24 protein-coding genes and 1 riboswitch are annotated in these 23,604 nt (G+C 72.7%); of the genes, 15 read left to right on the top strand and 9 right to left on the bottom strand.

Annotated features, from left to right (window positions below; all coding sequences use genetic code 11):
* Positions 1-292: 292 nt before the first annotated feature.
* Together J2S55_RS17290 and J2S55_RS17295 are read right to left on the bottom strand one after the other, a co-directional pair.
* Positions 293-1,327, bottom strand: coding sequence for a hemolysin family protein (locus tag J2S55_RS17290; RefSeq protein ID WP_306861815.1), 1,035 nt, complete (start codon positions 1,325-1,327; stop codon positions 293-295).
* Positions 1,324-2,766 (bottom strand): hemolysin family protein, encoded by a 1,443-nt coding sequence (locus tag J2S55_RS17295; protein WP_306861817.1) that lies wholly within the window; start codon positions 2,764-2,766, stop codon positions 1,324-1,326. Before J2S55_RS17295 ends, J2S55_RS17290 begins: the two co-directional genes overlap by 4 nt.
* 622 nt (positions 2,767-3,388) lie before the next feature.
* Here J2S55_RS17295 and J2S55_RS17300 point away from each other — a divergent pair.
* The gene (locus J2S55_RS17300) at positions 3,389-4,369 is read left to right on the top strand and encodes an LCP family protein (RefSeq protein ID WP_306861819.1); all 981 of its coding nucleotides are present in this window, start codon (positions 3,389-3,391) and stop codon (positions 4,367-4,369) included.
* A 130-nt stretch (positions 4,370-4,499) separates the two neighbouring features.
* On the opposite strand, the gene J2S55_RS17305 is transcribed toward J2S55_RS17300, so the two are convergent.
* Entirely contained in the window at positions 4,500-5,153 is a 654-nt protein-coding gene (locus J2S55_RS17305) for a GOLPH3/VPS74 family protein (protein WP_306861821.1), read from the bottom strand.
* 109 nt (positions 5,154-5,262) lie between these two features.
* Between J2S55_RS17305 and J2S55_RS17310 the strand changes: the two genes are divergently transcribed.
* From J2S55_RS17310 to J2S55_RS17325, 4 genes are all read left to right on the top strand, one after another.
* On the top strand, positions 5,263-5,859 hold the full coding sequence (locus J2S55_RS17310; RefSeq protein ID WP_306861822.1) for a DM13 domain-containing protein: 597 nt from the start codon (positions 5,263-5,265) through the stop codon (positions 5,857-5,859).
* A gap of 190 nt (positions 5,860-6,049) precedes the next feature.
* Positions 6,050-6,655 (top strand): TenA family protein, encoded by a 606-nt coding sequence (locus J2S55_RS17315; protein ID WP_306861825.1) that lies wholly within the window; start codon positions 6,050-6,052, stop codon positions 6,653-6,655.
* A gap of 102 nt (positions 6,656-6,757) precedes the next feature.
* Positions 6,758-7,090: a rhodanese-like domain-containing protein gene (locus J2S55_RS17320; RefSeq protein WP_306861827.1), complete on the top strand. Its 333-nt coding sequence runs from the start codon at positions 6,758-6,760 to the stop codon at positions 7,088-7,090.
* 45 nt (positions 7,091-7,135) lie between these two features.
* A riboswitch (TPP riboswitch) is annotated at positions 7,136-7,275 on the top strand.
* Positions 7,266-8,615, top strand: a complete 1,350-nt coding sequence (locus tag J2S55_RS17325; protein WP_306861829.1) for a purine-cytosine permease family protein — start codon at positions 7,266-7,268, stop codon at positions 8,613-8,615. It overlaps the preceding riboswitch by 10 nt.
* A gap of 30 nt (positions 8,616-8,645) precedes the next feature.
* On the opposite strand, the gene J2S55_RS17330 is transcribed toward J2S55_RS17325, so the two are convergent.
* Positions 8,646-9,230 carry a methylated-DNA--[protein]-cysteine S-methyltransferase gene (locus J2S55_RS17330; protein ID WP_306861831.1) on the bottom strand — a complete coding sequence of 195 codons (585 nt, stop codon included), beginning with the start codon at positions 9,228-9,230 and terminating at the stop codon, positions 8,646-8,648.
* Positions 9,231-9,304: 74 nt separating this feature from the next.
* On the opposite strand from J2S55_RS17330, the gene J2S55_RS17335 reads away from it, so the two are divergent.
* A complete protein-coding gene (locus J2S55_RS17335) occupies positions 9,305-11,227 on the top strand; it encodes a PAS domain-containing sensor histidine kinase (RefSeq protein ID WP_370879682.1) in 1,923 nt (640 codons plus the stop codon).
* A gap of 157 nt (positions 11,228-11,384) precedes the next feature.
* On the top strand, positions 11,385-11,840 hold the full coding sequence (locus J2S55_RS17340; RefSeq protein ID WP_306861832.1) for an ATP-binding protein: 456 nt from the start codon (positions 11,385-11,387) through the stop codon (positions 11,838-11,840).
* A 49-nt stretch (positions 11,841-11,889) separates the two neighbouring features.
* Here the strand turns inward: J2S55_RS17340 and J2S55_RS17345 are convergent, their stop codons facing one another.
* The 3 genes from J2S55_RS17345 to J2S55_RS17355 form a co-directional block, all read right to left on the bottom strand.
* Positions 11,890-12,579, bottom strand: a complete 690-nt coding sequence (locus J2S55_RS17345; protein WP_306861834.1) for a YidC/Oxa1 family membrane protein insertase — start codon at positions 12,577-12,579, stop codon at positions 11,890-11,892.
* A 68-nt stretch (positions 12,580-12,647) separates the two neighbouring features.
* Positions 12,648-12,914 carry a DUF6412 domain-containing protein gene (locus J2S55_RS17350; protein WP_306861836.1) on the bottom strand — a complete coding sequence of 89 codons (267 nt, stop codon included), beginning with the start codon at positions 12,912-12,914 and terminating at the stop codon, positions 12,648-12,650.
* Positions 12,911-13,078 carry a hypothetical protein gene (locus J2S55_RS17355; RefSeq protein WP_306861838.1) on the bottom strand — a complete coding sequence of 56 codons (168 nt, stop codon included), beginning with the start codon at positions 13,076-13,078 and terminating at the stop codon, positions 12,911-12,913. The genes J2S55_RS17350 and J2S55_RS17355 overlap by 4 nt, the downstream gene beginning before the upstream one ends.
* Before the next feature lie 117 nt (positions 13,079-13,195).
* Between J2S55_RS17355 and J2S55_RS17360 the strand changes: the two genes are divergently transcribed.
* Both J2S55_RS17360 and J2S55_RS17365 read left to right on the top strand, forming a co-directional pair.
* Positions 13,196-13,891, top strand: coding sequence for a response regulator transcription factor (locus J2S55_RS17360; RefSeq protein ID WP_306861840.1), 696 nt, complete (start codon positions 13,196-13,198; stop codon positions 13,889-13,891).
* On the top strand, positions 13,888-15,015 hold the full coding sequence (locus J2S55_RS17365) for a sensor histidine kinase (protein ID WP_306861842.1): 1,128 nt from the start codon (positions 13,888-13,890) through the stop codon (positions 15,013-15,015). Before J2S55_RS17360 ends, J2S55_RS17365 begins: the two co-directional genes overlap by 4 nt.
* Before the next feature lie 26 nt (positions 15,016-15,041).
* On the opposite strand, the gene J2S55_RS17370 is transcribed toward J2S55_RS17365, so the two are convergent.
* A complete protein-coding gene (locus tag J2S55_RS17370; RefSeq protein ID WP_306861844.1) occupies positions 15,042-15,554 on the bottom strand; it encodes a hypothetical protein in 513 nt (170 codons plus the stop codon).
* Positions 15,555-15,778: 224 nt separating this feature from the next.
* Between J2S55_RS17370 and J2S55_RS17375 the strand changes: the two genes are divergently transcribed.
* From J2S55_RS17375 to J2S55_RS17385, 3 genes are all read left to right on the top strand, one after another.
* Entirely contained in the window at positions 15,779-16,132 is a 354-nt protein-coding gene (locus tag J2S55_RS17375) for an STAS domain-containing protein (protein WP_306861846.1), read from the top strand.
* On the top strand, positions 16,129-16,809 hold the full coding sequence (locus J2S55_RS17380; RefSeq protein ID WP_306861848.1) for a glycosyltransferase family 2 protein: 681 nt from the start codon (positions 16,129-16,131) through the stop codon (positions 16,807-16,809). The genes J2S55_RS17375 and J2S55_RS17380 overlap by 4 nt, the downstream gene beginning before the upstream one ends.
* A gap of 137 nt (positions 16,810-16,946) precedes the next feature.
* On the top strand, positions 16,947-18,407 hold the full coding sequence (locus J2S55_RS17385) for an MptA/MptB family glycosyltransferase (RefSeq protein ID WP_306861850.1): 1,461 nt from the start codon (positions 16,947-16,949) through the stop codon (positions 18,405-18,407).
* Here the strand turns inward: J2S55_RS17385 and J2S55_RS17390 are convergent.
* The gene (locus J2S55_RS17390) at positions 18,289-20,490 is read right to left on the bottom strand and encodes a hypothetical protein (protein ID WP_306861852.1); all 2,202 of its coding nucleotides are present in this window, start codon (positions 20,488-20,490) and stop codon (positions 18,289-18,291) included. The two genes, J2S55_RS17385 and J2S55_RS17390, sit on opposite strands and share 119 nt — an antisense overlap.
* Positions 20,491-20,556: 66 nt before the next feature.
* On the opposite strand from J2S55_RS17390, the gene J2S55_RS17395 reads away from it, so the two are divergent.
* The 3 genes from J2S55_RS17395 (at position 20,557) to pheA (ending at position 23,544) form a co-directional block, all read left to right on the top strand.
* Positions 20,557-21,873 carry a glycosyltransferase 87 family protein gene (locus tag J2S55_RS17395; RefSeq protein ID WP_306861854.1) on the top strand — a complete coding sequence of 439 codons (1,317 nt, stop codon included), beginning with the start codon at positions 20,557-20,559 and terminating at the stop codon, positions 21,871-21,873.
* Positions 21,874-21,895: 22 nt separating this feature from the next.
* The gene (locus J2S55_RS17400) at positions 21,896-22,357 is read left to right on the top strand and encodes a DUF4446 family protein (RefSeq protein WP_306861856.1); all 462 of its coding nucleotides are present in this window, start codon (positions 21,896-21,898) and stop codon (positions 22,355-22,357) included.
* Between the two features lie 266 nt (positions 22,358-22,623).
* Positions 22,624-23,544 carry a prephenate dehydratase gene (gene pheA / locus J2S55_RS17405; RefSeq protein WP_306861858.1) on the top strand — a complete coding sequence of 307 codons (921 nt, stop codon included), beginning with the start codon at positions 22,624-22,626 and terminating at the stop codon, positions 23,542-23,544.
* The last annotated feature ends 60 nt before the right edge of the window (positions 23,545-23,604 follow it).

The raw sequence follows: 23,604 nt of genomic DNA on the forward strand, positions 1-23,604 counted from the left end.
GGGGAATCCGCGCGTTCATCGGTCCGTCCGTGGGTCTGGTGCCGGTCGGGGTGATCATCGATCAAAGTAGCCGTTCGCTCCGTTATAGAGAAGTCCCGGCGGTTACGTGGGTGTCTTCTCGATTCTGTGCCGGTATGGCGTGCGTCTCTTCTACCCCGCCCCGCTTGACGATCACTTTCCGGCCGCTTGCACACGTCATGCCGTCCATCCGGGCCGATTACGCTGACAGAGAAATCGGGCCGGGGGGAGTCCCCCCGGCCCGTCCTGTCCGTCAACCGGCCCGTCCTGTCCGTCAACCCGTGACGAGGACCCGGACGTCCAGGAGCTCACCGAGCAGATCGGTGAGGCTGACCATGCCGGCCACCTTGCCGCCGCCGTCCGTGACGAGGCCCACATGGGCGTGGGCGTCCTGGAGCACGGAGACCGCCTCGGGGATCGTCGTGCTCTTGTCCAGCCTGGGCACCGGCCGGGCGAGCTCGGCGGGGCCCGCCCCGGGACGGACCAGGACGTCTCTGACGTGCAGCACGCCCAGGACGTCGTCCGGCCTGCCCGAGTTGACCAGCAGGCGCAGGTGCCCGCTGTCGGCGGCCGTGCGGCGCACCTGCTCGTCGGTGGCGTCCCGGGTCACGCAGGTGGCCTGCCCGATGGGCAGCATCAGGCGCTCGACCGGCTGCTGGTGGACCCGCAGGGCCCGGGTCAGCAGGTCGTGCTCGTCCCGGTCGAGCAGGCCCATCCGGCCGGACTCGCCGACCAGCATGGCGAGCTGGACCGGGGTCCTGGTGGTGGCCAGCTCGTCCCTGGGGTGCACGCCGAACAGCCTCAGCACCGCGTTGGTCAGGGCGTTGAGAGAGGCCAGCACCGGCCGGACCAGCCAGGTGAAGCCGCGGAACGGCAGCGCCAGGCCCATCGCCGCGGTCTCCGGGTGGGTCAGCGCCCACGACTTGGGGGCCATCTCCCCGATCACCATGTGCAGGAAGGTGACCAGCGCCAGCGCTATCACCAGCGAGATGGGCACCCGCAGCGACTCGGGCAGGCCGACCGCGGCGAAGACCGGCTCCAGCAGGTGCTCGATGGCCGGCTCGGTCACCATGCCCAGGCCGAGCGAGCACAGCGTGATGCCGAGCTGGGCACCGGCCAGCATCAGGGAGAGCTCCCTGCCGCCGCGTACGGCGGCGCGGGCGGCGACCCGGGTCAACCGGCCGCCCTTGCCCGCCAGCTCCTCCAGGCGATGCCTGCGGGCCGAGATGACCGCGAACTCGGCGGCGACGAAGAAGGCGTTGCCGATCAACAGGGCCACGCCCAGCAGCAGGGCTCCGGTGATGCTCATCGGCCGTCCACCGCGCTCCGCTCGATCATGGGTGTGTCGGCGCCGCGCCCGATCATCCGCGGCGCGGTCATCGCGGGCTCGCCGCCGTCCTCGGCGGCCTCCGCCGGCGCGGGCGCCAGCCGTACCCACTCGGGGACCCTGCGGTGCACCGACAGCACGGTGAGCACCGCGTCGGCCTCGTCCGCGCTGTCGTTCTCCAGGAGATCGGTCTCCAGGGTCAGCGTGACGGTGACCTGGTCGCCGGGCTCGGCCATCCGGCCGAGGGTGGCGAGCACCAGGCCGGCGATGGTGTCGTAGCCGTCGCTCTCGGGGAGCGCCAGCTTGGTCGCCCGCTCGACCTCGTCGAGCCGGAGGGTGCCCGGCAGGTCCCAGGTGCCGTCGTCGTTGGCGACGACCCCGGCGGGCTCGGGGTCGTTCTCGTCGATCAGCTCGCCGACGAGCTCCTCGGCCAGGTCCTCGACGGTGACCACGCCGGCGAGCCCGCCGTACTCGTCGATGACGCAGGCCAGGTCGTCGCCGGCGGCGCGCATGCGCTCCAGCACGACCGGCAGCGGCAGCGAGTCCGGGACCAGCAGCGCCGAACGGGTGATCTGCTCCAGCGGGCCGTCGCTCAGGCCGGACCTGAGCAGCTCCCGCACACCGGTGACGCCGACCACGTCCTCGCCGTTCTCCTTGCAGAGCACCGGGTAGCGGGAGTGGCCGTGCTCGCGGATGGCCTCGACCAGATCGGAGATCGGACGCTCGGCCCGCAGCAGCACCAGGCGGGGGCGCGGCACCATGACGTCCTCGGCGGTGCGGTCGCCGAACTCCAGCGCCCGCTCCAGCAGCTCCGACAGCCGCGGCGGGAGGTCGCCGGCCGTGGCGGACTCGGAGATGATCCGGGACAGCTCCTCGGGGCTGGCGCCGTGCTCGACCTCCTCCACGGGCTCCACGCCCGCCCGGCGCAGCAGGCCGGTGGCGGCGGAGTCGAACAGCCGGATGACGGGCCCGGCGATCCTGAGATAGACGATGGTCGAGCCGGCGAGGAACTTGGCCACCGGCTCGGGGCGGGCGATGCCCAGGTTCTTGGGGGCCAGCTCGCCGAGCACCATCTGGATGACGGTGGCGACCGCGACGGCCAGCGCCACCGAGACGCCCGGCACGGCCGCCGCCGGCACCCCCGCGGCCTCCAGCCCCGGGCGCATGACCGTGGCGATGGCGGGTTCGGAGATGAAGCCGACGAGCAGCGCGGTCACGGTGATGCCCAGCTGCGCGCCCGAAAGCATGAACGACAGGCGTCCCGTCACCTCCAGCGCGCGCTTGGCGGCGGTGTCACCGGCGTCGGCCTGTTCGCGCAGCACGCCGCGGTCGGCGGCCACGAAGGCGAACTCCTGCGCGACGAAGTAACCGGTCGCGAAGGTGAGGAGGAGTACGGCCAGCAGGCCGAGAGCCGTGTTCACCGGGCGGCTCTCCCGGTTGGGTCAGCGGTCCCCGTGCATGTGCACGGGCAGGTACTCCATGAGTCCGGAGTGGACACGATCATCCTTTCGGGCAGAGGTCGTCCCTTACCGTAACGACCCGTGTGGGGGTCGATGTTTCCGGATCGGCCAACGATCACATCGTTGGTGACTAAGCATCCTTCTGCGTACTTTTACATGGGGGAAGCTTGGAGAGACGTCTGCGCGCGACGGGACCACGACGTAGCGTCGATAATGACGTTCTCATCGTGTGTTCAAGAAGTGGCGGGGATACGACGTGGGTGACAGGCCGGAAGACGACGATCGCACACGCGCGCTGCGATCGCCCCAGCCCGGGCCGCCGCGAGCCGCGGGACAGCCCGCCCACCCGGCGCCGGGGCGGAGCCGGCCGGCCGCCGGGCCCGGCCCGGAGACGCCGCGGGAAGGGGCCGACGACACGCGGCCGCGGGCGACCTCGCGGGTCTACGGCAAGGCCAGGGAGGGCGCCGGCCCGGTCCGGCCGCTCCCGGGCCAGGCCGCGCACTCCGTGCCGCCGGACGGCCCCCCGGGCGACCGTCCGGGCGGTCCGTCAGGTGGTTCCTCAGGAGGGAAAGGCGGGATCCGGATGCCGAGCACGACCTGGCGCCCGAAGCGGCCGGGCAGGCTGATCGCACGGATCCTCATCGGCCTGCTCGTCGTGCTGGTGGTGCTCGCCGTCGGCGGATACTTCACGGTCAACTCGCGGCTGACCCGGATCGAGGCGCTCACCGACTACGACGGCCGCCCTGCCGACACCCCCGGCACCAACTGGCTGCTGGTCGGCTCCGACAGCCGCGCCGGCCTGACCAAGGCGCAGCGCAGGAAGCTCGCCACCGGCAACTCCATCGGCCGCCGGACCGACACGATGATGCTGCTGCACATCCCCGACAGCGGCGACCGGCCGACCCTGGTCAGCCTCCCGCGTGACTCCTACGTGCCGATCGACGGCCACGGCAGCGACAAGCTCAACGCCGCCTACGCCTACGACGACGGCGGCCCCAAGCTCCTGGCCAAGACCGTCGAGAAGGTCACCGGGCTCCGCATCGACCACTACATGGAGATCGGCTTCGGCGGCTTCGTGGGCATCGTCGACGCCATCGGCGGGGTCGAGATCAACGTCAAGCAGGCCATCAAGGACCCCAAGGCGGGCATCGACCTGAAGAAGGGCCTGCAGACGATGGACGGCGGCACGGCCCTCGGTTACGTCCGCACCCGCGCCACCGGCGCCATCCCCGACTTCGACCGGACCCAGCGCCAGCGCCAGTTCTTCTCCGCGGTGGTGAACAAGGCGGCCAGCCCCGGAGTGCTGATCAACCCCTTCCGCTCCGTCCCGCTCGCGCTGAACGCCGCCGACTCCGTGTCCGTCGGCGAGGAGACCGGTGCCTTCAACCTGCTCTCCCTCGGCCTCGCCATGGGTGACAACCCGGTGACCACGGTCGTCCCGGTCGGCTCGCTGCCGACCATCAACGGCCAGTCGGTCGTCAAGTGGGACCGGACCAAGGCCCTGCGCATGTTCGAGGCCCTGGCCCAGGACAAGCCGGTCCCCAAGGACGCCCTCGGCAAGTAGCGGCTCGCCCCGGCCCCGGGCCGGCGTCCCGGCCGGTCGCCTGCCAGCCGCCTGCCCGCCGCCTCCTGGGGCCGATGTCGCGGATCCCCGGCCCGGCCCCGGTCGCCCCGGCCCCGGCCGGGGCGGCGGCTCAGGTGGACGCGCTGGTGGAGGCGGCGACGGTGGCGGCGATCACGCCGGCCATGACGGCGGCGTTGATCGCGGCGATGGTCTTGGCGACGGCCTCGCCGGCCCAGTCGCCCTCGGTGATCTCCTTGATGCGTTCCTTGCTCGCGCCCGGGAACGCCTTGCGATCGATCTTGGCCGCGTGCAGGACGGCGATCAGCACGGCGATCCGCCTGTCGGGGACGGCTCCGGACAGCACGCTTTGGACGCGCTCGCGCACGGCCAGCTCGACGCTGGGGTCACGCTCCGGGTAGCGGGTGCTGGGGAAGATCCCGAGGATCTTCCGCGTCTCCTCGCCCAGCACACCACGCTCGGCCAGGCGGGAGAGCAGGCGCTTGCGGAGCTTGGCCGAGTGGAGCTTGTAGATCCACCAGTCGGGCTTGCGCTCCTTGGTGTCGGCGGCGATCCTGGCCAGTGTCGCGTCCAGCTCCTCCTCGCCGAGAGGGGTGGGGTCCAGGACGGTCACCTTCTTGCCGGCCAGGTCGATCCGGCCGTTGACGGTCAGCTCCGCCAGAAGAGCGCCGCCGAGCGCGGCGTCGAGCTCCGACGAGCTGACCAGCTGCCTGCCCTCCGCTTCGCTGTAGGCGAGCAGGAGAACTTCTTCGGCGATGGTCGTCATGCTCCGACCCTATGCCGTAAGCACTACGTAATCGCCGGCGGCGGCCGGCCGGGATAGCTTCGCACCAGGGCCTGGAGGACGCTTCGAGGATCGGGCCCCGGAGGACATCATGCGGATCGGAAAGCTGCTCCGGCACCCGGCGACCTGGGTGGTCATGACGTTGGGCGCCGTCGCGTTCGGCGTCGCCCTGTATCTGTTCCAGCCCTGGCGCCTGTTCACCACCGTCGAGGTGGACGAGGCCGTGCCGGTCGCGGCGGCCCCGCGGACCGCGGCCCCGGAGACCGCTGTCCCGCCAGGCACCTCCCCGCAGGCCACGGCCACTCCGTCGCCGGGCGGGCCCGGACAGGCCGCGGAGCGGCCCGAGACTCTGGCCACGGGCACGTTCGTCGCGCACGAGCACAGCACCGAGGGCAGGGCCAGGGTGCTCGAACTGGCCGACGGGAGCCGGGTGCTCAGGATCGAGGACCTGGACACCTCCGACGGCCCCGACCTCCGGGTCTGGCTGAGCGACCAGCCCGTCAAGGAGGGCAGGGCCGGGTGGTTCAACCTCGACGACGGCGAGCACCTCGAACTGGGCGAGCTCAAGGGCAACCGGGGCAACGCGAACTACGCCATCCCGGCCGGGGCCGACCTGGACAGCCTGAAGACCGTCACCATCTGGTGCAGGCGCTTCAGCGTCTCCTTCGGCGCCGCGGCTCTGACCTGAGACAGGCGCCAGGGTTCCGGTCCGGGGCCGGTGGTGCTGCCCGGGGCTGGTCCGGGGCCGGTGGTGCTGCCCGGGGCTGTCCGGGGCAGCCGGGACTGGGGCGGGGCCGCCGGGGCTCTGGTCCGGAGCCGGCGGGGCTGCCCGGGGCGGAGATCGGCGCCGGGTCCTGGGTTGAGACAATGCTCGGCTTATGAGCATCTCTGCGGAACTCCACGCCATCGGCCGCCCGCTCGTCGAGGCGCAGCTCGCCCACCCGACGGTGGTGGGGATCGCCCGGGGGGACCTGCCGGAGCCGGTGTTCCGGTCGTGGCTGGAGCAGGACTACCTGTTCCTCCTCGATTACGTCCGGGTGTTCTCCCGGCTGGCCTGGCAGGCCCCCGACGGGCACCTGGGTGACCTGGTGGACCTGGCCCACGCCACCTTCCACGAGGAGCTGAACCTGCACCGGTCGCTGTCGGCGGGCTTCGGCGCCGACCTCGACAGGGCCGAGAAGGGGCCGGCCTGCGCCGCCTACACCTCGTTCCTGCTCGGCTCCGCGGCGGACTACGCCGACGGTCTGGCCGCGCTGTATCCCTGCATGTGGGGCTACTCCACCCTCGGCCGCGTCCTCGCGGAGAATCCCCCGGCCGAGCCGCGCTACCGGGCCTGGGTCGACACCTACGCGCATCCCGACTTCGCCGCGCTGACCGGACGCATCGCCGTGATGATCGACGAGGCCGTGCCCGACCTCGGCCGGGCCAAGGAGCTGTTCACCGAGGGGATGGCCCACGAGCTGGCCTTCTGGGACGTGCCCTGACCTGGTCCTCCGGGGCCGGTCCAGGTGGCCCGCGCGCATATGTTGGCGGGGTCACGGGCGGACGAGCCGCTTTACCCCCCATCTGGTGACGGACTTGAAAGAATGGTTGTCATGAGTGTTCCTGAGGTCGATGCGCGGGACGTGCCGGACGGCGCGTTCCTGCTTGACGTACGAGAGAACGACGAGTGGCGGGCCGGGCACGCGCCGGCGGCCGTCCACATCCCGCTCGGCGAGCTTCAGGCCCGGGTGGACGAGGTGCCGAAGGACGCGCCCGTCTACGTGGTCTGCCGCGTGGGTGGCCGTTCCGCGCACGCCGCCGCCTGGCTCGGGCACGTCGGCTGGGACGCGATCAACGTGGGCGGTGGCATGCAGTCCTGGGAGTCCGCGGGCCGTCCGATGGTCAGCGAGAGCGGTCAGGACCCGTTCGTGGCCTGACCCGGCCCTTGCGCAGAAGGGAGGAAATGACATAATTCACGGCGAATCATCTACCGCGGGAGCTCGGGCGCAACCGGGCTGAGAGGGCGGAACCACGTAGAGGGCCGGGCAGGCCCTCCGACGCGCCGCCGACCGCATGAACCTGTCCGGGTAATGCCGGCGTAGGGAGCTTTCCATGACGTCTGACGTCATCGATGCCAAGCATGCCGAGGCGCCTCTCACTCTCGACCAAGCTCCGCCGAAGACCCTCGGCGCGCTCGACCAGGGCGCGTTCTGGGCCAATCTGGGCGTCAGCCTGCTCGGGTTCTCCTTCGCGCTCTTCCTGATCAACCCGCTGCTCGACGACAACCCGCTCACCTTCACCGCGGCGCTGGTCGCCTCCCTGGTCGGCAGCCTCATCGGCACCGCCATGGTCGGCCTCGCCGCGGTCCCGGGCGCGCAGACCGGCCAGCCCGCGATGGTGCTGCTGCGCGGGCTGTTCGGCGCGAGACTCTCGGCCGTCCCGACCGTGCTCAACATCATCCAGATGATCGGCTGGGGCGCGTTCGAGCTGTGGGTCGTCGCGATGGGCGCGCAGGCGATCTTCGGAACGTCCGTCCCCTACGCGGTCTGGGCGATCGCGGCCGGGGTCCTGACGACGGCGCTGACCATCTATCCTCTGGGTGCCATCCGGTTGATCCGGCGCTTCGTCACGGCCGGCGTGATCATCTCGGTTGTCTGGTTCGCGGTGGTGTTCGTCCGCGACACCCCTGCCCAGACCGGCGGCTCCTGGGACGCCTTCGCCTCGGCCGTCGACTTCGTGATCGCCCTGTCGGTGTCGTGGGTGCCGGTCGCGGCGGACTACGCCAGGCACTCGCGCTCCAGCCGCGCGGCCTTCACCGGCGTCGTCGGCGGCTACACCGTCGCCCAGGTGGCGTGCCTGGCCGTCGGCGTCTACGCGGTGGCGCTCGCCGGCCACGGCGCGGTGCTGGGCCAGCCGACCGCCGTGTTCGCCCCGTTCGTGGCGGCCCCGCTCGGCGCGCTGTTCTTCGGCGTCCTCGTGCTGCGCGAGACCGACCAGTCGTTCGCGAACGTCTACTCCACCGCGATGTCGCTGCAGAACCTGATGCCCCGGGTGGACCGCCGGATCTTCTCCGTGGGCATCGGAGTGCTAACCACGGGCATGGCCCTCGTCGTCGACGTCAACTCCTACGGGGCCTTCCTCGGCATCATCGGCGCGGTGTTCGTGCCGATGCTCGGCGTGCTGGCGGTCGACTACTTCCTGCTCGGCCACGGCAAGGACTGGGACACCTCCGAGAACGCGCCCTCCCGCTGGCTCATGGTGGCCCCGTGGTTGCTGGGCTTCGTCACCTGGTGGATGCTCGCCGCGCCCTCGACCGTGTCGTGGTGGGCGGCGATCTGGAACGGCGCCCGGGACGCCGTCGGCTTCACCCCGCAGCCGTGGATGAGCGCGGCCGTCGGCGCGTTCGTCGTCTCCGGCCTGGTCACCCTCGGCCTCGGCGCGCTCCGCCGCCGCCGCCCGTAGCGGGCGGGGCCGCCCGCCTGGGGCCCGGGGCTACGGGGTGCCGGGCGGCCGGCCCCGGCCGGCCCCCTCGACGCGCAGCAGCCGCTCCTTGGCGGTCGCCCCGCCCGCGTAGCCGCCGAGGACGGCCTCGCTCTCGACCACCCGGTGGCAGGGCACGATCACGCAGACGGGGTTGCTGCCCAGCGCGTTGCCGACCGCGCGCAGCGCCCGCGGCCGGCCGATCCGTTCGGCGATCTCGCGGTAGGTGGTCACCGTCCCGTACGGGACGGCGGTCATCTTCTGCAGCACGGTCCTGGCGAACGGGGTCGCCAGCCGCAGGTCGGCCGTGATGGTGAAGGCGCGCAGCCGTCCGGAGAAGTAGGCGTCCAGCTCCCGGCGGACCGGGTCGAGCCGCCGCGCGTCCGGCCCCATGAAGGAGCCGACCTCCCGGCTGACGCGTTCGAAGACGATGTTCTCGTCCTCGTAGCTGCACGCCACCACCCCCCGGTGCGTCACCGCCAGGACGAGACGCCCCACCGGGCCGTCCAGGGTGCCGAACGCGATGTCGGGGTGGGTGTTCCCTATGTAGTCGGGCGAGGTCACCCGTAGCAGCGCGTCGATGTCACCGGATGACATGGCCCCACCCTTTCGTATCCAGGCGTGTGGTGACCGCAGCGTATCGGACGGATCACCCCAACGAGTGTCAGCACATGCGGACGAAAGTGCCAAGATCAGGCCGGTTGACACGGCACTATGGGTGTGTGGGTGACATCAGGGCCGCCAGTGACGACGGCATCGGCCGTGCGGTCGTCGCCGGCGCGCCCAACGCGATCGTCGCCCTCGACCGGGACCAGACGGTCCTGGCCTGGAATCCCGCCGCCGAACGCCTGTTCGGCTGGCCGGCGGAGGAACTGCTCGGCCGCCGCGCCCCGGTGGTGCCCGAGGAGCTGATGGCCGAGCACAACGCGGTCCTGGAGCGGGTCCGCACCGGCGGCCAGGTCTCGCTGCGGACCAAGCGGTTCCGCCGGGACGGCAGCCTGGTCGACGTGCGGGTCGACACCAGCGCGCTGCGGTCGGAGGCGGGGGCCCTGCTCGGCTACGTCAGCGTCTACCACCTGACCCAGGACGACGAGACGGCCCAGGACCGGGTCGTCCGCCGGGCGCAGCTGGTCCGCAGGCTCACCGACGTGGTCGCCGACATCAACGCCGAGCGGGAGCTGCCCGCGGTCCTCGACCGGATCGCCGCCAGCCTCGCCGAGCTGACGGGGGCCGACGCGGGCGGGTTCGTGCTCATCGAGGGCGACCGGGTCCGCCTCGTGGCCAGCCACCGGCTCCCCGACTCGCTGCGCGACTCCACCGCCGACCTGCGCACGAGCCTGGTCGGCAAGCTCCTGCGCACCGGCCGGACCGTGATGCTGGAGACCGGTGACCAGGCCCGGCTGGACGAGCTGATCTGGTCGCAGCTGCCCGGCCTGCACACCATCGCGCTCGGCGTCGCGGCGGTGGGCAGTCGGCCGTACGGCGCGCTGTACGCCCTGTTCGCCAAGCGCAAGGCCGGCCACGTCGAGCTGGAGCTGCTCGAACTCCTCGCCGGGCACGCCGGGATCGCCGTCGGCAACGCCATGGCCTACCAGGAGGCCGTACGGCAGCGCGCCCACGAGCGGGCGGTGTTCGACGCCAGCGCCGACGGCATCGCGGTCCTCGACAGCACCGGCCGGGTCATCCAGTGGAACCCGGCGGCCGGCGAGCTGACGGGCTTCCCCGCGGCCGAGGTGATCGGCGGGCCGCCGCCGTTCCCGCTGCCGGAGCCGGGTGACAAGCTCACCCTCCAACTGCCCTCGGGCGCCTGGCTGGACGTGCTCTGCGCGGAGATCGTGGAGACGGGCGAGATCGTGGTCGACTTCCGCGACATCACCCGGGCCAAGGAGCTGGAGGAGGCCAAAGATCTCTTCCTGGCCACCACCAGCCATGAGCTGCGCACCCCGATCACGGTGGTGCGCGGCTTCGCCGGCACGCTCGACTCGCGCTGGGACAGCATGACCGACGTCGAGCGCCGGGCCGCGGTGCACACCATCGCCGAGCGGGCGCGCTCCCTCGGCCAGCTCATGGACCACGTGCTGCTGGGCTCCCGGGCCGGGGCGGGCGAGCTCACTCTCAAGATCGAGGGCTTCGACCTCGGCGAGCTGCTCCGGACCGCCACGCTGGGCCTGCCGGTCCTGTCGGACCTGCACCGGGTCGAGGTGAGCGTCCCCGGCGACCTGCCCCCGGTCTCCGGCGACGCGCTGGCCACCGACATCATGCTCGGCCAGCTCCTGGAGAACGCGTTCAAGTATTCGCCGGACGGCGGCCTCATCAGGGTCGAGGCCTGGGCGGCCGGCGACCGGGTGGTGGTGGTCGTCGACGACGAGGGCGTGGGCATAGCCCCGGCCAGCAGAGAACGCGTCTTCGAGCGCTTCGTCCAGGGAGACAGCAGCGACCGCCGCCGGTTCGGCGGGGTCGGCCTGGGCCTCTACATCGTGCGCAGCCTGGCTCAGGCCCAGGGGGCCGAGGTGTCGGCGCACCCTCGGCCGGGCGGCGGCACCCGCATGCGCCTGGCCCTGCGCATTGCCGACACGCCAGGCGCCCTTACCTAAGTGACACGCCGATGCGGTAACGACCCGGTAACGGATGAGCTGATCTATTGTCGAATGTGCACAAGCTGTAATTGACGCCCGGTTTCTAAGACCATCTAACGGGGCATTTCGGTCGTACTGGGGTGTGTTCCTCAGGGGGGAACAGGGATACGGGGAGGTGAGTGCGTCGAGCGTCGTGTTGTTGCCGTATGCACCGTCCAGCGTCGCCGTCGCACGCCAACGCCTCTGCTCTGACCTGCAGGAATGGGGGGTCTACGAGACCGCGATAGATGATGCGGTCCTCGTGGTGAGCGAGCTGCTGAGCAACGCGCTCCGGCACGCGCATCCTTTACCGTCCGGTCAGATCAGGGTGGCGTGGCGCTGGACTGACGGATACGTCGAGGTTGCGGTGAGTGACGGAGGGGCCGCCACAGAGCCGCGCGCCGGACGGCCCACGCTCTCCTCACTGGGGGGCAGGGGTCTCGGCATCGTCGAGTATCTGGCCGCCAAATGGGGGGTCAGGCACGACGGTGAGATCACCACTGTCTGGGCGGTGGTCACGACTGTCAGCACTGTGAGTAACGGTAATGGTCAGGTTTCCATGCCCGAGCCCGCGCTGCGGGAGTGCGGATAGGTCCTGTCCCGCTTCATCGCCGTGAAGCGGGACAAGATCGTGATCATTCTCAGGCGGGGGCCGGACGGTACAGCAGCGCCCTCTCGCCGGCCGTCCACGCCGTGGTGACCAGCAGATAGATCCCGGCCGCGAGCGGGAGCACGGCCGCGGCCAGCACCGTCGCGTACGGCAGGAGCGGCATCACCCTGCGGAGCGCCTCCGGCTGGACCTGGTCGCCCATCGCGCGCCGCATCCGGCGCGATGTGACCGACGCCACGGTGAGCAGCAGCAGGAAGAGACCGGCGAAGACCAGCGTCGGCCCGCTGAGCAGCCCGTACCCGGCGACCGCGCCGGCGAGCTGCTGGCCCAGCGGCACGCCGAACAGCCCGTGGGTGAGCAGGGCGTTCGCGTGCCCGGCGATCACCGAGGAGGTGAAGACCCGGTACGTCACCATGAGGAACGGCAGCTGGGCCAGGCCCGGCAGGCAGCCGGCCAGCGGGGAGGCCTTCTCCCCGGCGTAGAGCGCGGCCAGCTCCCGGCGGAGCCGCTCGGGGTCGTGGCCGTGCCTGCTCCTCAGCTCCTGGAGCCGGGGGGCCAGCCGTGCCCTGACCCGCTCGCCCCTGGCCTGCATGACGCTGAGCGGCAGCAGCAGGAGCCGGACGGCGAGGGTGAACAGGACGATCGCCGGCGCGGTGGAGCCCAGCGGCCCGGCGAGCGCGGTGATGAGACCGGCGGTGAACTCGATGACGGGGTCGAACATGGGAGCCCTTCTGACTGGTGTGGGATCAGCACAGAAGGCGCCCGCGGTCCGGACGTGTCGACGCGGTGCTACGCGGGCGCCGGGCCCGCTGACGGTGCTCTCGGCCGTGACCGCCCGGCCGCGTCGGGGTCGCGCTGCCGGACGAACAGGGTCCGCCTGGCCCGCTCGCGCCGGGCCAGCGGCGCTCCCCGCCCCGCCCCGGAGGCGAGGGGCAGCACGCGCAGCGCCCAGGCGAGCAGGAGCACGCCCAGTCCGACCACGGCGGTCGCCGTCACGGCGCCGCCGCCGTCGAAGATCCAGACCGACAGCGTCTGGAGGGCGAGCAGGAGGCTCACTTGGCGAACTTGCCCGCGACCGTGACCACGGCGACGACCACGAAGGCGACCAGTGCCAGCACGACCAGGAACTTCAGCAGCCCGAACAGCGCGGGCAGCACGAGCCCGAACACGACGTAGAGCGCGAGGATGACGCCCAGGACTGCCATCACGGTACGACTCATGAGGCCACCGTACGTCCGGCGACCGGCCCGATGGAGGCCGGAACCATAACGATCCAGTGCTTACGGAGTGGTGACGCGGCATAGGGATCGGCCGCGCCCGGGCCTACCGTGGGGACCATGAGCACGCGGATTCTGGTGGTCGACGACGACCCGACGGTGGCCGAGGTCGTGGCCCGCTACCTGGAGCGCGACGGCCATCAGGTCGAGTGCGTGGGAGACGGCGCCGAGGCGCTCAGGCGCGCGCTGTCCAACCCGCCGGACCTGCTGGTGCTCGACCTCATGCTGCCGAAGATGGACGGGCTCCAGGTCTGCAGGAAGCTCAGGGAGCGCTGGCCCGTCCCGGTGATCATGCTGACCGCGCTGGGTGAGGAGATCGACCGGGTCGTGGGCCTGGAGACCGGCGCCGACGACTACGTCACCAAGCCGTTCAGCCCCCGCGAGCTGGCGCTGCGCGTGCAGTCGGTGCTGCGGCGGGCGCGCGGCGCCTCGGTGCCGGCCGGGACCGGCGTGCTCAGGGACGGCGCCCTCGTGGTCGACGTCGGCGCCCACGAGGTACGGCTCGGCGACGACCGGATCACGCTGACCGCCCGGGAGTTCGACCTCCTGGCCCATCTCATGCGCAACCCCCGCCAGGCCTTCAGCCGCTCCGCCCTGCTCGACCAGGTCTGGGGGTGGTCCTTCGGCGACTCCTCCACGGTGACCGTCCACGTCCGCCGCCTCCGCGAGAAGATCGAGCCGGACCCGACCGCCCCCCGGCGCATCGTCACGGTGTGGGGCGTCGGCTACCGCTACGAACCCCTGACGCAGACATGATCCCCGAGATCCTGCTGATCGTCGCCGTCACGGCCGGGCTCGGCCTGCTGGTGGCCCTGGCCGGGCTCGGCGTGATGCGGCTGCTGCGGGAGCGGTCGATCGGGGTGATGCTGGCGGTGGTCGCCGTGGTGACGGTCCTGGCCACGGTGGGGGGCGTGGTGGCCATCACCCTGAAGATGATCATCGAGGGCACGCCCAGGGACATCGTGCTCAGCGTGGTCGTGGTCGGCGGCCTGGTCGGCATGGGGGTCGCGACGGTGCTCGCCCGCCGGGTCGTGGCGGCCAGCCGCAGGCTGGTCGCCGCCGTGCACGCCGTCCCGCCCTCGGGGGAGTTCGTGCCGCCCCGCGGCCTGCCCGCGGAGCTCGACACCATCGCCAGGACGCTGGAGCAGGCATACGAGCGCCTCCGCCTGGGCCACGAGCGCGAGCGCGCCCTGGAGAGCGCCCGCCGCGAGCTCGTCGCCTGGGTCAGCCACGACCTGCGCACCCCGCTGGCCGGTATGCGGGCCATGGCCGAGGCCCTGGAGGACGGGGTGGTCGCCGACCCGAGGACGGTGAGCCGCTACCACACACAGATCCGCCTGGAGGTGGAGCGGCTGTCGGGCATGGTGGACGACCTGTTCGAGCTGTCCAGGATCCACGCCGGCGCGCTGCGCCTGTCCCGGCGGCGGATCGGCCTCGGCGACCTGGTCGCCGACGCCCTGGCCGGGGTGGAGCCGCTGGCCCGGGCCAAGGGAGTACGGCTGGCGGGCCAGGTCGACCAGGCGGTCCCGGTCCAGGCCGACGCCGGGGAGCTGTCCCGGGCCCTGCGCAACCTGGTGGTCAACGCGATCAGGCACACCCCGGGCGACGGCACGGTCCGGGTGCGCGCGCTGGCGGAGGGCGGGGTCGCCCGCCTGCAGGTCGCCGACTGCTGCGGCGGCATCCCGGCCGACGACCTGCCCCGCGTGTTCGACGTCGCCTTCCGCGGCGAGGCGGCCCGGACCCCGACCGCGGACGGTACGGGAGCCGGGCTCGGTCTGGCGATCGCCCGCGGCATCGTCGAGGCCCACGAGGGGGCCATCGACGTCGTCAACGCCGGGCCCGGCTGCCGGTTCGAGATCCGGCTCCCGCTGTCCGCTTGAGCCCCGGCCGCGGCCGGGTCAGGCGGTCATGGCTCCCGCCGCCCCGTGCGGGTCGTCAGCACCGCGACCTCGCCCTCGGGCCGGACCGGTATGACGAGCGTCACCTGCGTGTCGTCGCCGCTCTCGCCGTCGTCGGGTTCGACGTGCTGGCAGGAGGTGGGGGGCCGGGGACTGCCGAAGGACTCGGCCATGGCGCGGAAGGTGGGGCACGGCCAGCGCCACATGCAGCTGCGGCAGCGCAGGATCGGGCGTGCCGCGTCGCTGGTGATGCCGCCCGCGTCGCGGGGCTGGTGCAGGTCGAGGAGCCTGACCCCGAGGGCGGCGAAGCCGAGCAGCTCCTCGCGCGCGCCTTCGAGGAAGTCGAGGTCCTCGCTCGCCAGGCGGGTTCTGATGGGGACGTATCCCTCGCGGTTCACCAGGCCGCGCAGGGAGTTGGCCGCATCGTGCCACGAGGTGGCCTTCTCGGTGCGGGTGATCATGGACTCCAGGTGCTCCCGGAGCCGCTGTCGCTGGGGATCCTCAGGAAGGTCGGTGTTCATTGATGCGTTCGAGCCCGTTTCTACTCAACGGCCGCCACTGACGTAGCGCAGGGACGGTCGGGAGATTCCGGGTCTCCCCCCTTTCCGGCTAAGCCGGTGTTGCACAGTGTCAAGTTTCGCGCACTCGCGGTTTCCATGAGGGCGAAACGGGGGACAAAGGGCCGACGACTCGGGTTAGTCGAGAGAACGTGACCAGCGGCCTCCGCGCCGCTAGTGTGCCCGCTGTGGAGCTAAAAGTCTCAACTCGATCTCATGTCGGTCACACCGTCATGGCCGTTACCGGCGAAATCGACCTATATACCGCTCCTGGACTGCAGTCCGAGTTCACTCGGCTGCTCCAGGAGAGCCCGACCACCTACGTGGTCATCGACATGTCCGGAGTGGAGTTCTGCGACTCCACCGGCATGAACGTGCTGCTCTCGGCGCTCAAGCGGCTGAAGGAGCGGGGCGGCACCCTGGAGCTGGCGGCGCCGCGGCCCGCCGTACGCAAGATCCTGCAGGTCACCGGGCTCGACTCGGTGTTCACCGTGCACGAGGCGGTGCCCGGGAAGCTGCTGACGGCCAAGCCCAAGGGATGACCGGCACAGCGGTGATCATCCCGGCCAAGGACGAGGCCGACCGGATCGGCGCCACCGTGACCGCGGCCCTGGCGCTGTCCGGTGTGGACCTCGTCATGGTCGTGGACGACGGATCGACGGACCAGACGGGCCGGGTGGCGAAGGCCGCCGGCGCCCGTGTCGTGCGGCACAGCCGCAACCGGGGCAAGGCCGCCGCCATGGAGAGCGGGGCGGAGGCCGTGCGCCTGTTCGACGGGGAGGAGCCCCGCCACCTGCTGTTCCTCGACGCCGACCTGGGCGAGAGCGCGCACGCGGCCGCGCCCCTGATCAAGCCGGTCATGACGGGTGAGGCGGACATGACCATCGCCGTGTTCGCCACCCGCGTGAAGCTGGGCGGTCACGGGTTCGTGGTGCGGCTCGCACGCCAGGGCATCGAGCGCGCCACCGGCTGGACGCCCACCCAGCCGCTCAACGGCCAGCGCTGCCTGACCAGGGCCGCGTTCGAGGCCGCCCGGCCGCTGGCCCACGGCTTCGGTGTGGAGACCGCTCTGACGATCGACCTGCTCCGCAGGGGGTTCCGCGTGCGGGAGGTCGAGGTGGAGATGAGCCACCGGGCCACCGGCACCGACTGGAAGGCCCAGCTCCACCGGGCCAGGCAGTTCCGCGACGTCGCCCGGGCCCTGCTGGCCCGTAGGTAGACGGGCCTCCACGGCCGGCCCGTCCGCGGGCGCGCCCACCCGCGGGAGGCCGTCCGGGCCCCGCCGGTCCGCGGGCGCAGCCGCCTGCCACGGCCGGCCCGCTCCGGGCACTGCGCGGGATGTGCTGGAATTTGCGGGTGACTCGGGTTCCGTCGGATGTCGATGAGAGACGGGTTCCCGCGTCCGGCGCGCCGCGGGGGCTCGACGCCGCCGCGTACGCGGCCGTCGGGCTGTCGGCCGCGCTGACGCTCCTGATCGGGCTGCTGGGCCCCTCGGCCATGGTGCCCGGCCTGCCCGGCCCGTCCTGGCAGCCCCCTTACTCCCTGAACCTGCGCCCCGACGGCCATCTGGTGATCGCGATGGCGGCGGGGGCGATCGTGCTGGGCGGGCTCGGGCTCGCCGCCGCCCTGCGGTCCCGGTGGGGGCCGGATCCGCGGTGGCTGCTCGCGGCCGGTTGCACGGCGGCGGCGCTGGCGGCCTTCCTGCCGCCGTCGGGCTCGGCCGACCACCTCAACTACGCCGCCTACGGCCGGCTGGTCACGCTCGGCCACGATCCCTACGCCGTCACCCCCGCCGCTCTGCCCGGCGACCCCGTCACCGGAGCGGTGGAGGAGTGGGCCGGTGTGACGAGCGTCTACGGCCCGGTGGCGACCGCCGTGCAGGCGCTGGCCAGTCTCGCCGGAGGCGACTCGGTCAGGCTGACGGTCTCCGTGATGGCGGCCTTCAACGCGGCGGCGTTCATCGGCACCGCGCTGCTGCTGCACCGCTTCACCAGGGCGGACGCGGACCTGCAGCGGCGGGCGGCGCTGCTGTGGGCGGCCAACCCCCTGCTGCTCTACCACCTGGCCGCCGGGATGCACGTCGACACCCTGGCCGTCGCCTGCATGGTCGCGGCGCTCATGGCCCGTGGCGCGGGCTCCGGGCTGCTGCTCGGGGTGGGGATCGGGGTCAAGCTCAACGCCGGGCTGGTCGCGCTCGGCCCGGCGTGGGAGCTGCGCCGCTCGCCCGGCAGGCTCGCCGTCGTGGCGGGCACCGCGACGGCCACCGTGCTGGCCGTCTACGGCGTCGCCGGGCCGCACGTCCTCGACCAGCTCGGCGCGGCCAGCAAGAAGGTCTCGCTCGGCACGCCGTGGCAGCTCGTCAAGCTCGGGCTCCAGGCGCTGTCCGGGCCCGGCGCCTACACGGCCTGGATCCAGGCCGGCTCCCTGCTCCTGCTGGCCGTGCTCGCCTGGCTGCTGCTGCGGGCCGCGCCCCACCACACGGCCCCGGCGGTCGCCGCGGTGATGGTGGTCGCCTGGCTGTTCGCCGCGCCGTACGCGCTGCCCTGGTACGACGGGCTGGCCTTCGCGCTGCTGGCCATGGCCTCCTGGCCCGCGCTGGAGGGCTTCATGGTGGCCCGGGTGACGATCCTCTCCCTGGGCTACCTGCCGGCCAGGGAGGCCATGCGCCCGGAGGACCTGCTCTGGCTGAAGACCCTCGTCAGGGAGCGGGTGGTGCCGTGGTCCCTGCTGGCGCTGACGCTCGCTCTGCTGTGGTGGGCGGCGAGAGCTGGAGCGCGCGCACGCAGGCGGCCAGCGTCAGCGGCACCGCGACCGTGAGCGCCATCGCCGGGATCGCGATGCCCGAGTCGTTCATCAGGAACCCGATCAGCGCGCAGGCCAGCGCGCCGATCAGCCCGGCGCGCAGCGCCGGCGCGAGCAGGTAGGCCCGGCCCAGCGCGGAGGCGCCCCACCGGGAGGGCCGGTCCAGCACCAGGAAGAGGAAGGCCAGCGCGACCAGGGAGAGCAGGGTCAGCGACCAGTTGCCGACCGTGACCCCGACCATCGCGCCGAGCTTGCGGCCGATCACGGTCCAGGCCTCGCCGTCCAGCACCTGCTGGACGAAGGAGCCCAGGTGGGTGCGGCGGGCGGGCGGCTTGAGCCAGTCGGCCACCGCGATCACCCCGATGAGCAGGACGCCCGCCAGCCCGACCAGGCCGAGTTTGACCGGTGAGACCCGGCTGCCGGACAGCAGGATCAGGAAGACGGCCACCCCGACCAGGAACGCCGGGACCCCGCCGAAGTCGGCGCCCCAGGCGGGCCATCCGTCGGCGAACACCGCGAACAGGCCGTAGGCCGCGCAGATCACCATCGCGAGCGTGCGCCGGCCGCGGGAGATCAGCCACTGGGCGACCCCGGCCATGGCCAGGATCGTCCCGGCGGAGTAGACGGCGAAGGCGATGTTGCTGAAGCCGTAGAAGCGGCCGCCGGTGACGGGCTCGTAGCCGGTCACCGCGTTCACCTGGAGCCTGGAGCCGGTCATCACGTCGGCCAGCAGGGCCAGCGAGGTGATGCCGGCGACCACGGTCAGCGGGCCGAGCACGTGGGCCCGCCACGGCCCGGCGGAGGCGATCCCGGCGATCGCGCAGGCGATGCCGGCGATGGTCAGGATCACCGCGGCCATCGGGGCCGGGAACGTCCACCAGGGCACGAGCTGGGCGAGGAAGGTGGCGACCGCGATCGCGCCGCTGACCACGGCGACGGCCCGCGCGGCGGTCAGCGCCCGCGAGCCGCCCCAGCCCCGCCGGATCGCGACGGCCGCCAGCAGGTAGAACAGGATCTGCACGGCCACGAACACCGCGAAGAACGGCCCCCGCACCTCACGCAGCACCTGGCTGGCCAGGTCCTCGCCGGCCAGGTTCCGCACCGTGGCGGCGGCCGGCTCCCCGCTCGGCCCGGCGCTCTGCCAGACGTGGCCCACGACGCCGTTCGGGGCCGCCAGGCCGAGCAGGCCGATCGCGGTGGCGGTCAGGTCGGTGTTGGTGACCAGCCCGTCCTGGCGGGTGGAGGTGGTGGTCAGGTAGCCGTGCGGGTACGGCGCGCCGTCGGGGGACGGGCCGTGGGCGATCGCCACGTGCAGGTGGGGCGCGGCCGAGGCGTCGGACAGGCCGCCGAGCAGGACCGTGGTCCCCGGCGGGAGCCGGTCGAGGACCGCGCCCACCCGGCGGTCGGCGCCGGCCACCGCCGCCTGCCTGGCCTGCCCGGTCACCGGGGTGAGGGCGGATGCGAGGTCGGCGGCCTCCACCACGACCAGCCGGTATGGTGCCAGATCGCCGAGCTCCTCGACGGTCGCCGCATATTTACCGACTTTTCCTGACCTGTCTGCGGCGCCCAGCGCGGCCCCCGGCCCGACCGCGGCCACCTTCCCCCCGGCGTCCGCCACGAGCTGCCCGAGCTGCCCGAGCACCGGCCGGTAGGAGGTCTCCTCGGTGTTGTAGATGACCAGCTCAGGCCAGCCCGGCACGCTCGCCCCGCCGTCCGGCGCCGGGACCGGCGCCGGCGGCGGCCCGCAGTCCGTGCCCGGGGCGCCCGCCCGCTGCCCCGCCGAGACGGTCAGCCAGCCCGCGACCGGGCAGGTGACACCCCGTCCGGGCAGCGGCACCGCCCGGGTCGACAGCGACGCGGCCCCGCCCTGCTCCACGAGCTTCCACAGGTTCGGCGTCCGCGCCTGGTCCAGATCGCTCCACTGCAGCCCCGCCACCCCGACCACCACGACCCTGGCGGGCAGCGACCGGGCCGAGGCGGCGGCCGTGCCGGCCCCGCACAGGGCCAGGAGCACGGCGGTCAGGAGCGCGCAGGCCGCGCGGAGGGCGGCGGGGCGCCGGCCGGTGAGCCGTGTCCCGCCCTCGTGCGCTGAACCCATCCGGTTCCCCCGTATCCGTCCCGTTGGCGGCCCTTTTCCCTCAGGCCCACGGTAACCTGCCTGGTCGTGACGACCGGCGAGGCGACCAGGACCAGACGGCCACCGTGGATGTGGCCGCTCGCACTGCTGCTCATCGCGGTGGCCGTGGCCCCGCTGGTGCTCCAGTGGCTCGGCAACGTCGACGACCAGCGCCTGGTCGACCTGGATGTGTACCGTACCGGTGGACAGGCGATCCTGGAGGGGCGGCCGGTCTACGACTTCGTGACGCCCGCGCCGCAGCTCCTGCCGTTCACCTACCCGCCGATCGCGGCGCTGCTGGCCACGCCGCTGGCCGCGATGGCCTGGCCGGCGGCGCAGTGGACGTGGACGGCCCTGGTCTTCGCGACGCTGGCGGTCAGCGTCGGACACGGCTTCCGCGCCCTGCTGGGCCCCGCCGTGCCGTACCGGGACGTGCTGGCCCGCGCCGTGCCGGGCCGGTGGGCGGCGCGGGGACGGGACATGCCGGGCCGGGCCGGCGGCATCGGCCTGCCGATGGCCTTCGCGCTGCTGATGGTCGCCTGCACCTACCTGATGCCGGTCAGGGACCAGGTCCGTTTCGGCCAGGTGGACATCCTGCTGGTCGCGCTCTGCCTGGCCGACTGCCTCGCCCGGCGCCCCGTGTGGCCGCGCGGCATGCTGATCGGCCTGGCCACCGCGGTCAAGCTCACCCCCGGCGTCTTCCTGATCTACCTGCTCATCACCGGTTTCGGCCCGGACGCGCGGCCGGAGCAGCGCAGGACCTTCTTCATGGCCGCCTTCACCGCGGCGCTGCTGACCCTGCTGCCCTTCCTGGTGATCCCCGCCGACGCCGCCGACTTCTGGTTCCACGCGCTGCTCGACCCCGAACGGCTCGGCGCCAACGCGGCCACCACCAACCAGTCGATACGCGGCATGCTCATCCGGCTCTACCTGCCCGACTGGCTGACCAGCCTGATCTGGCTGGCGCTGGTCGCGGTGGTCGGCTGGTACGGCTTCCGCCACGCGCGCCGGGCGCTGCTCGACGGGCACGCCGCGGCCGGGGCCGCGCTCGTCGGCCTGATGGCTGTGCTGCTGTCGCCGGTGGCTTGGATCCACCACCTGGCCTGGGTGGTCGTGGTCCTCGGCGCGCTGGCCGGCGACGGGCGTGACCCGGTGCGGGTCCGGGTGGCCGCCGGGGTCTGGCTCTACTACGTGCTGCCGATCCCCTGGTGGGGGGTGGCGATCAAGGCGGCGGAGGTCCCGGTGCTCAGCCCGGTGCTGGGAAAGATCGTTCAGAACGGGTTCGGGCTGGGCGCGCTGGCCCTGGTCTGGCTGCTCGGGGTCTGGCTGCCGAGGCGGAGAGAGGTTTTCCGGACAGTTCAGTGACCTGACGATTACTCTGTGTGCCGTGTTGGTTACCATGTGGATCGCCGCGGGGGCCGCGGCCGGGGTCGTCGGCGTCCTGATCGGCTCTCTGGCGCTGCGGCAGGCGCGCGGCGCGGCGAAGGACTGCGACCGGATCCTCGCCAGACAGGCGGTCGAGGGGACCGGCGGTCCCGGAGACCTCAGGGCGATCAGGGATGTGGCGGTCTTCCGCTACGACGCGTTGGAGGAGATGACCGGGGAGCTGTCCTTCTCGGTCGCGCTGATGAACGGGCTCGGCGACGGGATCGTCCTGACCTCGATCAACGGCCGCTCGGAGACCCGCACCTACGTGCGCCCGCTCCGCGGCGGCAAGGGCCGCCAGCCCCTGTCCCCGGAGGAGGAGCACGCGGTGCGCGCGGCGCGGCTCGGTCTCGGCCCCGAGGTGGAGCCCTATTTCGGCCGGGGTGAGCCCCGCGTGCGGGCGACGGCTTCCGGCCAGGGGTGAGCCGCGCGCGGACGGCGGCTTCCGGCCGGGGTGAGCCCCGCGTGCGGGCGGCGGCTTCCGGCCGGGATGCCCTCGTGTGCGGGCGGCGGCTTCTGACCAGGGGTGAGCCGCGTACGGGCGGCGGCGTGAGCGGGACGGGTGCGGCGGGCGGCGGTGTCGCGAGCGGGGGTCGTAAGCGGGTGCGGAGGAGTGGCGGGGGCGGAGGTGAGCTGCGTGGATGTGTGATTTACGCACACTTTCGGATAGGCGGCGGATAGCCTGTTGTCATGCCCAAACTCGCCTACCTGGGACCGGCGGGCACCTTCACCGAAGAGGCCCTGCGGATCCTGGCACCGCACGCCGAGCGCCTGCCGTGCGCCAACATCAGCGCGGCGCTGGACGCCGCCCGGCGGGGTGAGGCCGACGGCGCCGTCGTCCCCCTGGAGAACTCGCTCGAAGGCGCCATCCCGACGACCCTGGACGAGTTCGCCTGGGGGGAGCCACTGCTCATCACCGCCGAGCTGCTGCTGCCCGTCGAGTTCTCGCTCCTGGTCCGGCCCGGCACCGAGATCGGCCGCATCAAGCGGGTCTTCACCCACCCGGCGGCCATCACCCAGTGCCGCAACTTCATCGCCCGCGAGCTGCCCGACGCCGTGGTCGTCGCGGCCCCGTCGACCGCCGCCGCGGCCCAGGAGGTCGCCCTCCCCGGCTCACCGTATGACGCCGCCATCGCCGCGTGCATCGCCGGGGAGCACTACGGCCTGGTCGAGCTGGCCGCCCGGATCGGCGACCGCTCCGACACCGTGACCCGGTTCGTCCGGGTGTCCCGGCCCGGCCCGCCGCCCGAGCCCACCGGCTCCGACCGCACCAGCCTGGTGGCCTTCCTCACCGACGACCACCCGGGCGCGCTGCTGGAGATGCTCACCGAGTTCTCCGTGCGCGGCGTCAACCTGACCCGCATCGAGTCGCGGCCCACCGGCGACGGCATCGGCCGCTACTTCTTCCACTTCGACTTCGAGGGCCACGTGGCCGACGCCAGGGTCGGCGAGGCGATCTCCGGTCTTCACCGGGTCTGCGCCGACGTGCGCTTCCTCGGTAGCTACCCCCGTGCCGACGGCGTTTCGCCGCAGGTCAAGCCCGGCACGGCCAACGGTGACTTCGCCGAGGCCACGGACTGGCTCTCCAGGGTCCGCACCGGCCAGGTCTGACCCGCGCACGGTCCGGCGTGGCGCGGAGGGTCTCCGGAGGGGCGCGGGCGCGGCCCCCGC

Origin of the sequence: Streptosporangium brasiliense (assembly GCF_030811595.1) — a bacterium.
Classification (GTDB): domain Bacteria; phylum Actinomycetota; class Actinomycetes; order Streptosporangiales; family Streptosporangiaceae; genus Streptosporangium; species Streptosporangium brasiliense.